Below are 15000 nucleotides of genomic sequence, written 5' to 3'. Positions count from 1 at the left end.
ATTACACATTAAACAGGAAATTCAGTACGTCGCCGTCTTTCACAATGTAATCTTTACCTTCTGCGCGCATTTTACCGGCTTCTTTTGCACCTTGTTCGCCTTTGTACTGGATGAAATCCTCAAATGCGATGGTCTGGGCGCGGATAAAGCCTTTTTCAAAGTCGGTGTGGATTTTACCGGCTGCCTGCGGGGCGGTTGCGCCGACAGGGATAGTCCATGCACGGACTTCTTTCACACCGGCGGTGAAATAGGTCTGCAGGTTAAGCAGGGCGTAACCTGCGCGGATCACGCGGTTCAGGCCCGGTTCTTCGATACCGAGGTCAGCCATAAACTCTTCGCGGTCACCATCCTCCAGCTCAGCGATATCGGATTCGATTGCCGCGCATACCGGCACCACAACTGAACCTTCTTTCTCTGCGATTTCACGCACCTGATCCAGATACGGGTTGTTTTCAAAGCCATCTTCATTGACGTTGGCAATGTACATGGTTGGTTTCAGGGTCAGGAAGCTCAGGTAGCGGATCGCCCCCATTTCTTCTTTATTCAGGTTCAGTGTGCGCAGCATCTGTGCGTTTTCCAGCAGCGGCAGGCATTTTTCCAGTACTTCCAGCTCCAGTTTCGCGTCTTTGTCGCCGCCTTTGGCGCGTTTCTGCACACGGTGGATAGCACGTTCACAGGTGTCGAGGTCAGCCAGCGCCAGTTCGGTATTGATGGTATCAATATCTTCTGCCGGGTTAACACGGCCGGAAACGTGAACAATGTTATCATCGTCAAAGCAGCGGACAACGTGGCCGATAGCTTCTGTTTCACGGATGTTGGTCAGGAACTGGTTACCCAGACCTTCACCTTTGGAGGCGCCTTTCACCAGACCGGCGATATCGACGAATTCCATGGTGGTCGGCAGAATACGCTGTGGTTTTACGATTTCCGCCAGTGCATCCAGACGGGCATCCGGCATCGGCACCACGCCGGTGTTCGGCTCAATTGTACAGAACGGAAAGTTCGCCGCTTCAATACCTGCTTTGGTCAGCGCGTTAAACAGCGTTGATTTCCCGACGTTCGGCAGACCGACGATACCACATTTGAAACCCATAAATTCTTCACCTTAAAAATGACAGCAGACCAAAACGGCCTGCAAGCACGTTAAATATTGCCGCCGATTATACACGGTTACGGATAAACAGACGATACCTGCGGCTCACTGACCGGCTTTAAATGTATGCAGACGTGAAATGGCTTTTGCCATGCCGTCTTTCATCAGCACATCGGTGCAGCGCACAGCTTCATCGATGGTCTCATCAATCAGTTGTTGTTCGGAGGCGGGGGGCTTGCCCAGTACAAAACCGACAACTTTGCTTTTATCACCCGGATGGCCGATGCCGATACGCAGACGATGAAAGTTCGGGTTGTTACCCAATTTGCTCTGGATATCTTTCAGACCGTTATGACCGCCGTTGCCGCCGCCGAGCTTCATTTTTGCCACGCCGGGCGGGAGATCCAGCTCGTCATGTGCCACCAGAATTTCATCCGGGGCAATCTGGTAAAAACCGGCGAGGGCACCGACTGCTTTGCCGCTCAGGTTCATAAAGGTGGTCGGTACCAGCAGGCGGACATCATTCCCCTGAATATTCAGACGCGCGGTATAACCGTAAAACTTACTTTCTGATTTTAATGACTGATTATAACGGCGGGCCAGTTCATCCACATACCAGGCACCGGCATTGTGGCGGGTTTGGGCGTATTCCGCACCGGGGTTGGCCAGCCCCACAATTAATTTTATCTGACTCACACTTGTATCACTTGTTGTTCAGGCAGGTTTTGACTGCAAAGAGGGCTATTCTACCCGTCACCCGCGCGGAGTACAAAAGAAACGTCCTTCCCGGACGGATGTGACTATTTGTGCAATAATTTAGCGATGAATTATTAAGTTTCGCTTTTTGGCACAATAAGCCAAATAAAAAGTTTTATTTTTGGTCTATGTGATCTCATACGCAACATATACGTATCAATTCGGGCTATAATCTATGTCAAGAAGGAATTCCTACTTTCGTACTTTGAGTTGTTAGCAGACAAAAGAGTGGCGGAGGTCCCTATGAAACGTAAATTATCCTTATTGCTCGGTAACCTGCTGATGGTTGTCGGTATGCTGTTGATGGTCGGCAGTATGGCCTTTACTGTCGGTGTCCTTATTTTTGCACTTCCTTTACCGGATATCTATTCCGAAGCCTCCCTGATGGGGATCTTTATCGGTGCCCTGGTGTGGCTGGGCGGAGCCGGTCTGAGCGGGCGCCGTGAATCCATTGCGGATAAATATTACTGGCTGCGTCATTTCCACAGCCGCTACCGCCGCCGGATGCCGTAAACGAAATATTATCGCTAACGGTTAAAATGCCTGCCAACAAAAAACCCGTTGTCTTCACAACGGGTTTAAGCACGCAATGTGTATACTGATTATGAAATCAGTGTTCGAACATCGCGGAGATAGACTCTTCATTACTGATACGGCGGATGGCTTCTGCCAGCATTCCGGATAAAGTCAGAGAACGGACTTTATTCAGTGCTTTGATTTCAGCTGATAACGGAATGGTGTCACAGACAATCACTTCATCAATCACAGAATCACGGATATTGTTGACCGCGTTGCCGGAGAAGATAGGGTGAGTTGCGTATGCAAACACACGTTTCGCACCACGTTCTTTCAGTGCTTCCGCAGCTTTGCACAGCGTGCCCCCGGTATCGATCATATCGTCAACCAGTACACAGTCACGACCGGCAACATCACCGATGATATGCATCACCTGAGAAACGTTCGCACGCGGGCGGCGTTTGTCGATGATAGCCATATCAGTGTCGTTCAGCAGTTTGGCGATCGCACGGGCGCGGACCACACCACCGATATCCGGAGAAACCACAATCGGGTTGTCCAGATCTTTCTGCAGCATATCTTCCAGCAGGATTGGGCTGCCGAAGACGTTATCAACCGGAACATCGAAGAAGCCCTGAATCTGCTCAGCGTGAAGATCCACTGTCAGCACACGGTCAACACCCACACTTGAGAGGAAGTCAGCGACCACTTTCGCGGTGATTGGCACACGCGTTGAGCGGACGCGGCGATCCTGACGGGCATAGCCGAAATACGGGATAACAGCAGTGATACGACCCGCAGAAGCACGGCGCAGTGCATCAACCATGACAACCAGTTCCATCAGGTTATCGTTGGTCGGCGCACAGGTGGACTGGATGATGAAAACATCACCACCACGCACGTTTTCATTGATTTGAACACTGACTTCACCGTCGCTGAAACGACCGATCGCAGCGTCTCCGAGGTTAGTGTACAGGCGGTTGGCAACACGTTGTGCTAGTTCCGGGATGGCGTTACCAGCAAAAAGCTTCATATCAGGCACGAGAAAAACCTCAGGCATGCGTCCAGAGAGATTGAATTGTGAACCTGAAAGCGTCCGGAGACGGAATCAGGGGCAATTACAGTAGACCAGCGCGGAACTGATGAAGCGGCGAAATGTTGACACCACGTGCCACAAAGCCCTTCACCCACGCCGGCGCGTTAATTAACACCTGTCGGGCGGCTGCCTGGTTTTCGAACTCTCCGAACACACATGCACCCGTACCGGTCAGGCGTGACGGAGTATATTGTAGCAGCCAGGAAAGAAGGCAATCAACCTCACGAAAACGTTTTCTTGCAATCGGTTCACAGTCATTTGCGTACGGAGCCTGTAATAATGCGGCCAGAGAGCGGATCGGCGTGTCGCGAATTAATTGCGGATCTGTGAAGATAAGCGGTGTCGGAACCGAAATTCCGGGGTGTGCAACCAGATACCAGCGTTCCGGCGGAGACGCAGGGTGCAGAATTTCGCCTATTCCTTCAGCAATTGCCGCGTGGCCCCGGACAAATACCGGGACATCCGCACCGAGCATCACACCCAGCTCTGCAAGCGTTTCGTCGGGTAACTGTAACTGCCAGTGATAGTTGAGAGCGATAAGCACTGTGGCAGCATTGGAGGAACCGCCACCGATACCACCGCCCATCGGCAGAATTTTTTTAACGGCAATATCCGCACCGGGTAAATCCGCTGTCAGGTGATGCTCCCGTGCATAAATCTGTAACAGACGGGCGGCGCGGATCACCAGGTTTTGCTCATCCGGTACGCCGGCAAGCGGGGTCAGCAGACGAATTTCACCGTCAGTACGTGGTGTAATTGTGACGCTGTCACCATAATCCAGAAACTGAAACAGGGTTTGCAGCGTATGATAGCCGTCCGCGCGGCGGCCTGTGATATATAAAAACAGGTTCAGCTTGGCGGGGGACGGCCAGGTCAGTGATGTCAGTTGAGTGTCCATGAATCCATTTTCAGCTTGATGCGGTTATCACCCTGTTCGATATCCAGGCGGTTCGGCAGTTGCGGGGAGACTTTTTCATCATAGGACTGATAAGTGACTTTCCACTTTTCCATGCCCTGAGCCCAGCTCAGCGCTTTCAGGTGATACTGATTGCTGATGGCATAGGACTGCGCGTCACCCGGCAGGCCGACAATCCACTGACGCAGATTTTCCATCGGGATAGTCATACCGGTCAGCTGGTAAATCATGCTGTCCGGATCATCACTGTAATATTTCTGACCTTTGTTATCGGTCAGCTGGGTCTGGCCGTCTTTGACAATCAGTTCCAGCTCGGTGCTGCCGACCGGGTTGGTGAGCAGCAGTTTGTAGTTGTCCGGGGAATACTGCTGCCAGAAGAAACGGGCATAGGTTTTCTGGGTGGTACCGATGTAGGCAAACGAGCCGCGCGTCTGATAACGCTGTAACTGATTTATTTGTTCTGTCTGTGCTTTCCAGCCGGCAGAGGTGGCGGAAACATCGCCTTTCTCTGTATTGTCGGGCAGGGTACAGGCGGCAAGTATCAGGCTGCACAGGGGCAGAAGCCGGATAAAGCGCGGTAATTGAATAGAGGCCACGTTGTAATTTCCTTTAACAACTTATAAAAGCAATAACAGTATTGTGCCTGTTTCAGTGGCTGTTTCCTACCTCTCTTACGCTGATTTACGCAATTATCCGCCCGGCTGACACGGCCTGTTGCGCACCGCATTACGTGCTTATTATCACTGTTTCCCGTTTAACGCTTTAATTGCGCGGGATCGGCTGCTAAAATGCATGCAGTTATCCTTAGTAAGGGTGTTGATTTCCGGTATACTTAACCGGTATTTTACACACTTACCCCGGTCTGTATTGCAGGATATGACTCTATTAGCTCTCGGCATTAACCATAAAACCGCACCTGTTGCCTTACGTGAGAAAGTGACTTTCTCACCGGACAGCATGGAAGCGGCATTAACCAATCTGCTCGAACAACCGTCCGTGAGCGGCGGCGTTGTGCTGTCTACCTGCAACCGGACAGAAATCTATCTCAGTGTGGATGAACAGAATAATCAGCGCGATCAACTGATTGACTGGCTGTGCCGCTATCACAACATCAACCCGCAGGAACTGATGTCCAGCCTTTACTGGCATCAGGATAATGAAGCTGTCAGTCATCTGATGCGGGTGGCCAGCGGGCTGGATTCCCTGGTACTCGGCGAGCCGCAGATCCTGGGGCAGGTCAAAAAAGCCTTTGCTCAGTCACAGACATACCGTTCACTTTCCCGTGAACTGGAACGCCTGTTCCAGAAATCTTTCTCTGTCGCCAAACGGGTGCGTACTGAAACCGATATCGGTGCCAATGCGGTATCGGTGGCGTTTGCCGCCTGTACCCTGGCGCGTCAGATTTTCGAATCCTTATCCAGACTGAATATCCTGCTGGTCGGGGCGGGGGAAACCATCGAGCTGGTGGCCCGTCACCTGAACGAGCACGGCGTAAAACACATGATGATCGCCAACCGTACCCGCGAGCGGGCCCGCGTGCTGGCGCAGGAAGTCAATGCAGAGGTGATCACACTGCCGGAAATCGACAGCCGGCTGGCGGAAGCGGATATTGTTATCAGCTCCACGGCCAGCCCGTTGCCGATTATCGGTAAAGGTATGGTGGAACGCGCCCTGAAAGCGCGCCGTAACCGCCCGATGCTGCTGGTGGATATTGCGGTTCCCCGTGATATCGAAGCCGATGTGGAAAAACTCAGTAACGTTTATCTCTACACTGTGGATGATCTTGAGGCGATTATTGAGCACAATCTGGCGCAGCGCCAGGTGGCGGCACAAAAGGCGGAATCCATTGTGGTGCAGGAAAGCGGGCACTTTATGGAATGGCTGCGCGCCCAGAGCGCGGTCAATACGATCCGCGAATACCGCGAACAGGCTGAAGAGATCCGCGCCGCCATGGCCGCAAAAGCCGTGGCACTGATTCAGCAGGGGCATGACCCGGAAGAGGTTATCAACCAGATGTCACAGCAGCTGACCAACCGCCTGATCCACTCACCAACCAAATCACTTCAGCAGGCCGCCGGTGACGGTGATACCGGTCGTCTGACTCTGTTACGCGACAGCCTCGGGCTGGAGCATCATTAACTTCCTCTATATATTTTTTAAGGTAGCAGACTACGAATGAAGCCTTCTATTGTCGCAAAACTGGAAGCATTGAAAGAACGTTATGAAGAAATTCAGGCGCACCTAGCGGACGCCGATGTTATCGCTGATCAGAATAAATTCCGTGCCTTGTCGAAAGAATATGCGCAGCTGACTGACGTTGCGAAATGTTTTGAAGCCTGGCAGACCATTCAGGATGATATCGACACCGCCCAAATGCTTCTTGATGATCCTGAAATGAAGGAAATGGCACAGGAAGAGCTGAAAGACGCAAAACTGCGGAATGAAACCTTAGAACAGGAATTACAGGTCTTATTACTGCCGAAAGATCCGGATGATGAACGCAACTGCTTCCTGGAAGTCCGTGCGGGCACCGGCGGCGATGAAGCGGCGCTGTTTGCCGGTGATCTGTTCCGTATGTACAGCCGTTATGCGGAATCACGCCGCTGGCGGATTGAGATCATGAACAGTAACGACGGCGAGCACGGCGGATATAAAGAGATTATTTTCAGAGTCACTGGTGAAAATGCCTACGGTAACCTGAAATTTGAATCCGGCGGCCACCGCGTGCAGCGTGTGCCGGAAACCGAATCCCAGGGCCGTATTCACACTTCAGCCTGTACTGTCGCGGTGCTGGCGGAAGTCCCGGAAGCGGAACTGCCGGATATCAACCCGGCGGATCTGCGCATTGATACCTTCCGTTCATCCGGGGCCGGTGGTCAGCACGTTAACACCACGGATTCCGCTATCCGTATCACTCATATTCCGACCGGGATTGTGGTGGAGTGCCAGGACGAGCGTTCGCAGCACAAAAACAAAGCCAAAGCACTCTCGGTGCTGGCCGCACGAATCAAAGCGGCGGAAGAGTCCCGCCGTCATGAGGCGGAAGCCTCTGAGCGCCGCAACCTGCTGGGTTCCGGTGACCGTTCGGATCGGATCCGCACCTATAACTTCCCGCAGGGACGGGTGACGGATCACCGTATCAACCTGACTCTGTACCGTCTGGATGAGGTCATGGAAGGTAAGCTGGATGCACTGATCCAGCCGCTGGTGAACGAATATCAGGCAGATCAGCTCGCCGCGCTGTCTGAGCAGGACTGATGACGTTCCGGACCTGGCTGGCAGAGGCTGTCAGCCGTTTAAGTCACAGCGACAGCCCGAAACGGGATGCGGAAATCCTGCTGACGTTTGTCACCGGCCGAACCCGCAGCTACATTATTGCTTTTGATGAAACCCCGCTCAGCGGGGATGAACAGCAGCGTCTTGAGGCGCTGCTTGTCCGCCGGGAGCAGGGCGAGCCGGTGGCGTATATCACCGGTGTGCGCGAGTTTTGGTCACTGCCGCTGGAAGTGTCTCCCGCCACACTTATTCCGCGTCCTGATACCGAATGTCTGGTGGAGGCAGCGCTGGAATTGTTACCGGCAGCATCCTGCGATATTCTGGATCTCGGTACCGGCACCGGCGCGATTGCGCTGGCACTGGCCTCTGAACGGCCGGATTGCCATGTGACCGGGGCGGATATCCAGCCGGATGCGGTGGCGCTGGCACAGCGCAATGCCGCCCGTCTGGGGCTGACGAATACAACCTTTAAAGAAAGTCGCTGGTTTGCTTCACTGCCGATTCATCAATTTGCTATGATAGTGAGTAACCCGCCATATATTGATGAGAATGATGAGCATCTGGTGCAGGGGGATGTCCGTTTCGAGCCGCGCAGTGCGCTGGTCGCCCCGCAGAACGGCCTGGCCGATCTGGCGGAAATCGCTGCGCAGTCCGCTCATTATCTGACACCGGGCGGGTGGCTGATTGTGGAACATGGCTGGCGGCAGGGAGACGCTGTCCGCGAACTGTTCCGGGAAAACGGATTTTACCGGGTGGAAACCCGCCGCGATTATGGCGGAAATGATCGGGTTACTTTAGGTCAACGGGAAGAGAAATGAAAAGCATTGCCGATTTTGAATTCAATGGTGCGCCGTTACTGAGCGGCATTATGTTAGTGTTAAAAACTGTCCGTCCGGATTTTGACCGGGAAAAGGCAGAAGCACACATCAATGAACTTATCCGTCAGACCCGTAAACGCCTCCCGCCGTATTCCGACGAACATACCTGTTTACAGACCCTGATCACACTCTTTTACCACAAATGGCAGTTCAGCGGCGCCAGCGGCGTTTATTCGCTGTCTGACACGCTGTGGCTGGATAATGTGCTGCGTACTCAGCGCGGCTCGCCGGTATCACTCGGCATCCTGTTTCTGCATATTGCACAGGCCATCGGTTTGCCGGTTGTGCCGGTGGTTTTCCCGACCCAGCTGATTCTGCGGGCGGATCTTGATGACGAAACCCTGTTTATTAACCCGATTAACGGCGATCTGCTGGATCAGCACACGCTGGATGTCTGGATTAAAGGCACAGTCAGCCCGGCGCATCACCTGACCGGGGATGATCTCGAAGAAGCCGAAAACAGCCATGTGGTGCGCAAATACCTCGACAGTATTAAAGTCGCGCTGATGGAAGAGAAAAAAATGGAGCAGGCACTGAAAGTCAGCGAAACCATTTTATTATTTGATCCGGATGACCCGTATGAAATCCGTGATCGCGGGCTGATTTATGCCCAGCTGGACTGCAGCCATATTGCAGTTTCCGATCTGAATTATTTTATTGAGCAATGTCCGCAGGATCCGGTATCTGAAATGATAAAAATGCAGATCCACACTTACGAACAGCAGCATATCGTTCTGCACTGATAAACGGATATCGTTTTACATATTTTCATAAACGCAATTTAATTGCCTCTGCCAAAAGGTTATACCATGCAACAGAAAGTCGTATCTATCGGGGATATTCGTGTCGGCAACGCGCTGCCGTTTGTTCTGTTCGGCGGCATGAACGTCCTTGAATCCCGCGATCTGGCGATGAAAATCTGCGAACATTACGTGACTGTCACGCAGAAGCTGAATATTCCGTACGTCTTCAAAGCCTCTTTTGACAAGGCAAACCGCTCTTCCATCAATTCTTACCGTGGTCCGGGCCTTGAGGAAGGGATGAAGATTTTTGAAGAGCTGAAAAAAACCTTCGGTGTGAAAATTATTACCGACGTTCACGAATCCTGGCAGGCACAGCCGGTGGCGGACGTGGTGGATGTGATCCAGTTACCGGCCTTCCTGGCGCGTCAGACTGACCTGGTAGAAGCCATGGCGAAAACCGGTGCGGTCATTAACATCAAAAAACCGCAGTTTATCAGCCCGGGGCAGGTTGGTAATATCGCGGAAAAATTCCGTGAAGGCGGCAATGACCAGATCATTTTATGTGATCGCGGTGCAAACTTCGGTTATGACAACCTGGTTGTGGATATGCTGGGCTTTAAAGTGATGGAAAAAGCGTCCGGCGGTTGCCCGGTGATTTTCGATGTCACACATTCCCTGCAATGCCGTGACCCGTTTGGTGCCGCATCCGGCGGCCGCCGTGGTCAGGTGGCTGAACTGGCCCGCGCCGGGATGGCCGTCGGCCTGGCCGGTCTGTTCCTGGAAGCACATCCGGACCCGGATAATGCCCGTTGTGATGGTCCTTCCGCGCTGCCGCTGGCAAAACTGGAGCCGTTCCTGCAGCAGGTTAAAGCCATCGACGATCTGGTGAAAAGCTTCCCTGAGCTGGATACCGAATAATTTCCGATGCAGCTTCACACAGTCGTTAACATGTTCGGCGCTGATCTTCAGCGCCGTTATGGCGAAAAAATCCATAAAATCACCCTCCACGGCGGCTTCAGCTGCCCTAACCGTGACGGCACCCTCGGGCGCGGCGGTTGTACCTTCTGTAATGTGGCTTCTTTTGCGGATGAAAATGCACAGTATGATTCCATTGAGGAGCAACTGAGCCAGCAGTCCGGCAAAATCACCCGTGCCAAACGTTATCTTGCCTATTTCCAGGCCTATACCAGCACCTACGCGGAAGTTGAACTGCTGCGTGAGATGTATGAATCCGCACTGACTCAGGCCGATGTGGTGGGATTGTGTGTCGGTACGCGGCCGGACTGTGTGCCGGAGGCGGTGCTGGAGCTGCTGCAAAGCTATCAGCAGCAGGGCTATGAGGTATGGCTGGAACTGGGATTACAGACCGCCCATGATAAAACCCTGAAACGTATCAACCGCGGTCATGATTTTGCCTGTTATCAGGCTACCACCCGGGCCGCCCGTGAACGCGGGTTGAAAGTGTGTTGTCATCTGATCACCGGTCTGCCGGGAGAAACCGCAGCCGATAATCTCATCACACTTGAGCGTGTGCTGGAGACCGGCGTTGAAGGCATCAAACTGCATCCGCTGCATATTGTGGAAGGCAGCACGATGGCAAAAGCCTGGCGGGCAGGGCGCTTGCCCACCATTTCCCTCGAAGAGTATGTCGCCACCGCAGGAGAGATAATCCGCCACACACCGCCGGATGTCATTTATCACCGCATCTGCGCCAGCGCACGGCGTCCGACCTTACTGGCACCGGACTGGTGCAGCAACCGCTGGCTCGGCATGAACGGCCTGTGGCAGTATCTGCTGGCAAACGGCGGCCAGGGCAGCGCAATCTGAGCGTGAATTACAGCCAGCGCCGTGTCTGCTGGCAATAGGCCGCCCATTCCTGTTTAAATTTTCCGGCAAGGAATTTTTCTTCCTGCGGGATGCTGAACAGATCGGTGATCAGCCAGAAAATAAGGCCGCCGATGAGAAAATAGTAAGAGTGGGTCAGCAGGGCAAAGCCGATACAGGCAGTGGTCAGCGCGAGGTAGACCGGATTGCGTGACAGACGGAACGGTCCGCCGGTGATGAGATGGGTCGCTTCGCCGAGCGGGTTCGGCGTGGTGTTATGGCGGCGGAAATACACCAGTGATGCACCAATCCAGCCGAGACTTTCCAGCCCGATCAATATGGCTAAAATGCCGCTCCAGCCGCTGAACTGAATCACCAGTGCATCTTTGGCATACAGCCAGATGGCTGCAACGGCGTTGATAATCAGCCAGTTAAGAAAGGGAAGACGGAATACGGCCATGATTTTTCTCCGGTAACAGATAAAGAAACGGCGGACATTACGCCCGCCGCTCTGTTCATTATAGCCTGATTACAGAGGTTATCATGCCTCTGATGTCACACCATCCATCAGCCCCAGTTCAATCAGTGCCTTACTGACCGACGGGTAAAAGCTGATTTTATTCTCAACCGGGACAATCCGTGCCCGCGCCAGGGTTTTCAGCGGCTGGAACGGAATATCGGTGACCACGATGTGTGTATCCACACCAGCTTCGTCAATAAAACGGCGGAAGGCTTTTAATCCACCCGCATCAAGTACCGGCACCGCATCCCACTGCATTACAATGGTGTGATATCCCGAACTTTTGACTTTCAGATCATCAAAAATCCGCTCGGCAGCGGCAAAGAACAGCGGGCCGTTAACCCGGACAACCAGAAGCCCTTTGTCGTGATCGGTATAGGAAGACTCACTCAGGCGCGTCATATTGGCGATACGGCGCATAAACAGCAGTGAGGCCAGCACAATCCCGACACTGATAGCAATGACCATATCAAACAGCACAGTGAGGCTCAGGCACAGCAGCAGCACGATAATATCGTCTTTCGGCGCGCGGCGGATAAGTTCAATGACTTTAGCCGCTTCACTCATATTCCATGCCACCATCAGCAGCAGAGCGGACATCGCGGCCAGCGGCAGATAAGAAAGCAGCGGCGCCAGGATCAGCAGAGTCAGCAGCACCAGCAGAGAGTGAATAATAGCAGAGACCGGCGATGTGGCACCGGCACGCACGTTAGCCGCCGAACGGGCGATAGCAGCAGTGGCGGTAATGCCGCCGAAGAACGGTGCGGTGATATTACCCAGTCCCTGACCCAGTAATTCGCCGTTGGAGTTATGTTTTTTGCCGGTCATACCGTCAAGCACCACCGCACAGAGCAGCGATTCAATCGCGCCCAGCATTGCCATCGAAAACGCTGCCGGCATCAGGGCGGTAATGGTGGCCCAGCTGAACACAAATTCTTTGCCGTCCGGGGTCGGTAAATTCCACGGCAGGATAAACTGCGGCAGAATCGGCGGGATCCCCGCACCCTGTGTACCGTCCGCCAGGGTATAACTGAAACGGGAGCCGATGGTGGCCGCTTCCATGCCGAACAGGGACAGCACCAGCATCACCAGCATCCCGGCAATTACAGCGGGAAGGTGTCCCGGCAGACGAAGTTTCAGTTTCGGCCAGTAGATCAGCACCAGCAGTGTGGTTACGCCAATCAGGGTATCCGACAGATTGATGGTCGGCATGGCTCTGACAAGGGCAATAACCTTATCAACATAGTTTTCCGGTACATGCGCCATGGTCAGACCGAAAAAGTCTTTCACCTGCATGGTGGCGATGGTGATCGCAATCCCTGAGGTGAAGCCGAGCACCACGGAAATCGGAATATATTCAATGAGTTTACCGAAACGCGCCAGACCCATTGCCAGCAGGATAATCCCGGACATCAGAGTGGCTATCAGTAGCCCGCCTAACCCGAACTGCTGGGATACGGGGTAGAGGATCACCACAAACGCGGCGGTCGGCCCGGAGACACTGAAACGGGAGCCGCCGGTCACCGCAATCACAATACCGGCGATAGCGGCCGTATACAGGCCATATTGCGGTGCCACACCACTGCCGATAGCCAATGCCATGGCCAGTGGGATAGCAATAATCCCGACGGTGATACCTGCAATGGTATCTTTTATCAGACGGGAAACGGAGTAAGGCTGTTTCCAGCACGAGTCAATTAATGCAGTAAAAAGAGATAATCCTTTAAATGTTGAAATTTTCATTTCCGGACAACTGTCACCTCTGAGTCATATGAAAAAAATAGGGAGACGCCAACGCGCATTAGTCTACGCAAAACAGGGAGAGATTTAGCTGAGATACATCAAATGACGCTGTATACAATAGCGGATATTAAAATAAAATCAAAAATATGAAGAAGTTAAGGTGTAATAAAACAGGATATTCTGCCGCCGGACCGGATAGCAGCATAAAAAAGAAAAAGCAGAAACGAAAAAAGCCTGCTGATTGCTCAGCAGGCTCTTCTCTTAAGATGGCGGTGAGAGAGGGATTCGAACCCTCGATGCACTTTCGCGCATACACACTTTCCAGGCGTGCTCCTTCAGCCACTCGGACATCTCACCGGGGTACTGTTCGTTGCGTTGATATCTCGCTGCAACGGGGCGCTACTATAGGGGAAGCGACGTAACCCGTCAATACACGCCATGAAAAAAAATGTGTTTTTTCGTTTGTTTAACCAAAAAAACAGCATATTGGTGATTAACATAGCAAATCCGCTGAAAACAGCGTACCGGCTGCCTGAAAAATGAACGCTGATTTTTTTTCCGGCGGAAAATCATCTGCCGGAAAAATATGCAGGTCAGTTAACAATAACAACATTTTAACGATACGAAAATCTGTCCGGGGCTTGAATTCTTTGCGTAATCCTATCAGGCTGGTAAAAAAACAGAGGAGCGCCGCATGAATATTATTTTCTACCATCCTTTTTTTGATTCTGAGTTGTGGATCAACGGCATGAAAAAACACCTGCCGCAGGCGGATATCCGCAAATGGGTTCCGGGTGATAACCAGCCGGCGGATTATGCCCTGGTGTGGTTACCGCCGCGTGAGTGTCTGGCCGGGCGGACCACCATGAAAGGGGTCTTTGCGCTGGGCGCCGGGGTGGATGCCATTCTGAAACAGGAACAGGCAAACCCCGGCACACTGCCTGCCGGGGTGCCGGTGATCCGCCTTGAAGATACCGGGATGGGGGCGCAGATGCAGGAGTACGCGGTTGCCAAGGCGCTGTGGTACTTCCGCAAGATGGATATTTATAAACGCCAGCAGGAGCAGCGTATCTGGAAAGCTCAGCCTGCTTTCACCTTTGATGAATTTGAAATCGGCGTACTGGGAACCGGTGTTCTCGGCCGTTCTGTGGCGGAAAAGCTGGCAGAGTTCGGATTTAAAGTCCATGGCTGGAGCCGGACACCAAAACAGATCCCCGGCGTGACCAGTTTTCACGGCAACGATCAGCTGGATGAATTCTTAAGCCACAGCCGCCTGCTGATCAACCTGCTGCCTGACACACCGCAGACCCGGGGGATCCTCAACCAGTCACTGTTCAGTAAGCTGCCGCAGAGTTCTTACCTGATTAACCTGGCGCGCGGTTCGCATCTGGTGGATAACGATTTACTGGAAGCCATTGATGACGGACAGATTGCCGGTGCCAGCCTGGATGTGTTCGCCACCGAACCGCTGCCGGAAATGCACCCGTTCTGGACCCACCCGCGGGTGGATGTCACGCCGCACATTGCTGCATTTACCATTCCGTCAGAGGCAATGAAAGCGATTGCCGCCAATATTGATCGGATTGAGCGGGGCGAAGCACCGCAGGGTGTGGTGAATATGGAACTGGGGTATTAATTC

15 protein-coding genes and 1 tRNA gene are annotated in these 15000 nt (G+C 53.0%); 8 read left to right on the top strand and 8 right to left on the bottom strand.

The genetic code is table 11. From position 1 onward, the window contains the following. Position 1 precedes the first annotated feature (1 nt). Positions 2-1093, bottom strand: coding sequence for a redox-regulated ATPase YchF (gene ychF / locus X965_RS07410; RefSeq protein WP_004237332.1), 1092 nt, complete (start codon positions 1091-1093; stop codon positions 2-4). Positions 1094-1198: 105 nt separating this feature from the next. Beyond that, positions 1199-1789 (bottom strand): aminoacyl-tRNA hydrolase, encoded by a 591-nt coding sequence (gene pth / locus X965_RS07405; RefSeq protein WP_004239475.1) that lies wholly within the window; start codon positions 1787-1789, stop codon positions 1199-1201. Between the two features lie 303 nt (positions 1790-2092). Here pth and X965_RS07400 point away from each other — a divergent pair, with 303 nt between their 5' ends. Next, entirely contained in the window at positions 2093-2362 is a 270-nt protein-coding gene (locus tag X965_RS07400) for a stress-induced protein YchH (protein ID WP_004237330.1), read from the top strand. A 97-nt stretch (positions 2363-2459) separates the two neighbouring features. Here the strand turns inward: X965_RS07400 and prs are convergent, their stop codons facing one another. The 3 genes from prs to lolB all read right to left on the bottom strand — a co-directional run bounded on the left by prs (position 2460) and on the right by lolB (position 4973). Next, positions 2460-3407, bottom strand: a complete 948-nt coding sequence (gene prs, locus X965_RS07395; protein WP_004239474.1) for a ribose-phosphate diphosphokinase — start codon at positions 3405-3407, stop codon at positions 2460-2462. Between the two features lie 76 nt (positions 3408-3483). Next, positions 3484-4359 (bottom strand): 4-(cytidine 5'-diphospho)-2-C-methyl-D-erythritol kinase, encoded by an 876-nt coding sequence (ispE, locus tag X965_RS07390; RefSeq protein ID WP_036417593.1) that lies wholly within the window; start codon positions 4357-4359, stop codon positions 3484-3486. Continuing rightward, positions 4344-4973, bottom strand: a complete 630-nt coding sequence (lolB, locus tag X965_RS07385) for a lipoprotein insertase outer membrane protein LolB (protein WP_004239473.1) — start codon at positions 4971-4973, stop codon at positions 4344-4346. The genes ispE and lolB overlap by 16 nt, the downstream gene beginning before the upstream one ends. Positions 4974-5253: 280 nt before the next feature. On the opposite strand from lolB, the gene hemA reads away from it, so the two are divergent. The 6 genes from hemA (at position 5254) to X965_RS07355 (ending at position 11101) form a co-directional block, all read left to right on the top strand. Beyond that, entirely contained in the window at positions 5254-6516 is a 1263-nt protein-coding gene (gene hemA / locus X965_RS07380; protein ID WP_015422676.1) for a glutamyl-tRNA reductase, read from the top strand. Between the two features lie 36 nt (positions 6517-6552). Further along, on the top strand, positions 6553-7635 hold the full coding sequence (prfA, locus tag X965_RS07375) for a peptide chain release factor 1 (protein WP_004237324.1): 1083 nt from the start codon (positions 6553-6555) through the stop codon (positions 7633-7635). Then, positions 7635-8471 (top strand): peptide chain release factor N(5)-glutamine methyltransferase, encoded by an 837-nt coding sequence (gene prmC, locus X965_RS07370; RefSeq protein ID WP_004237323.1) that lies wholly within the window; start codon positions 7635-7637, stop codon positions 8469-8471. The genes prfA and prmC overlap by 1 nt, the downstream gene beginning before the upstream one ends. Beyond that, a complete protein-coding gene (sirB1, locus tag X965_RS07365; protein ID WP_004237322.1) occupies positions 8468-9274 on the top strand; it encodes an invasion regulator SirB1 in 807 nt (268 codons plus the stop codon). Before prmC ends, sirB1 begins: the two co-directional genes overlap by 4 nt. Positions 9275-9340: 66 nt before the next feature. Then, complete coding sequence (kdsA, locus tag X965_RS07360; protein ID WP_004237321.1) at positions 9341-10192, top strand: 3-deoxy-8-phosphooctulonate synthase; 852 nt, start codon at positions 9341-9343, stop codon at positions 10190-10192. A 6-nt stretch (positions 10193-10198) separates the two neighbouring features. After that, a complete protein-coding gene (locus X965_RS07355; RefSeq protein WP_036417591.1) occupies positions 10199-11101 on the top strand; it encodes a TIGR01212 family radical SAM protein in 903 nt (300 codons plus the stop codon). Between the two features lie 7 nt (positions 11102-11108). Here the strand turns inward: X965_RS07355 and X965_RS07350 are convergent, their stop codons facing one another. The 3 genes from X965_RS07350 to X965_RS07340 form a co-directional block, all read right to left on the bottom strand. Then, positions 11109-11558 carry an isoprenylcysteine carboxylmethyltransferase family protein gene (locus X965_RS07350; protein ID WP_036417588.1) on the bottom strand — a complete coding sequence of 150 codons (450 nt, stop codon included), beginning with the start codon at positions 11556-11558 and terminating at the stop codon, positions 11109-11111. An 81-nt stretch (positions 11559-11639) separates the two neighbouring features. After that, positions 11640-13361 carry a C4-dicarboxylic acid transporter DauA gene (gene dauA, locus X965_RS07345; RefSeq protein WP_004237318.1) on the bottom strand — a complete coding sequence of 574 codons (1722 nt, stop codon included), beginning with the start codon at positions 13359-13361 and terminating at the stop codon, positions 11640-11642. Between the two features lie 267 nt (positions 13362-13628). Continuing rightward, positions 13629-13718, bottom strand: a tRNA-Ser gene (locus X965_RS07340). A gap of 337 nt (positions 13719-14055) precedes the next feature. Between X965_RS07340 and ghrA the strand changes: the two genes are divergently transcribed. Next, positions 14056-14997 (top strand): glyoxylate/hydroxypyruvate reductase GhrA, encoded by a 942-nt coding sequence (ghrA, locus tag X965_RS07330; protein WP_036417587.1) that lies wholly within the window; start codon positions 14056-14058, stop codon positions 14995-14997. The last annotated feature ends 3 nt before the right edge of the window (positions 14998-15000 follow it).

The sequence above is a fragment of the Morganella sp. EGD-HP17 genome, assembly GCF_000512315.2.
Classification (GTDB): Bacteria; Pseudomonadota; Gammaproteobacteria; order Enterobacterales; family Enterobacteriaceae; genus Morganella; species Morganella morganii.
Note: the sequence above shows the minus strand (reverse complement) of the source record. Positions and strands in the feature narration are given on the sequence as shown.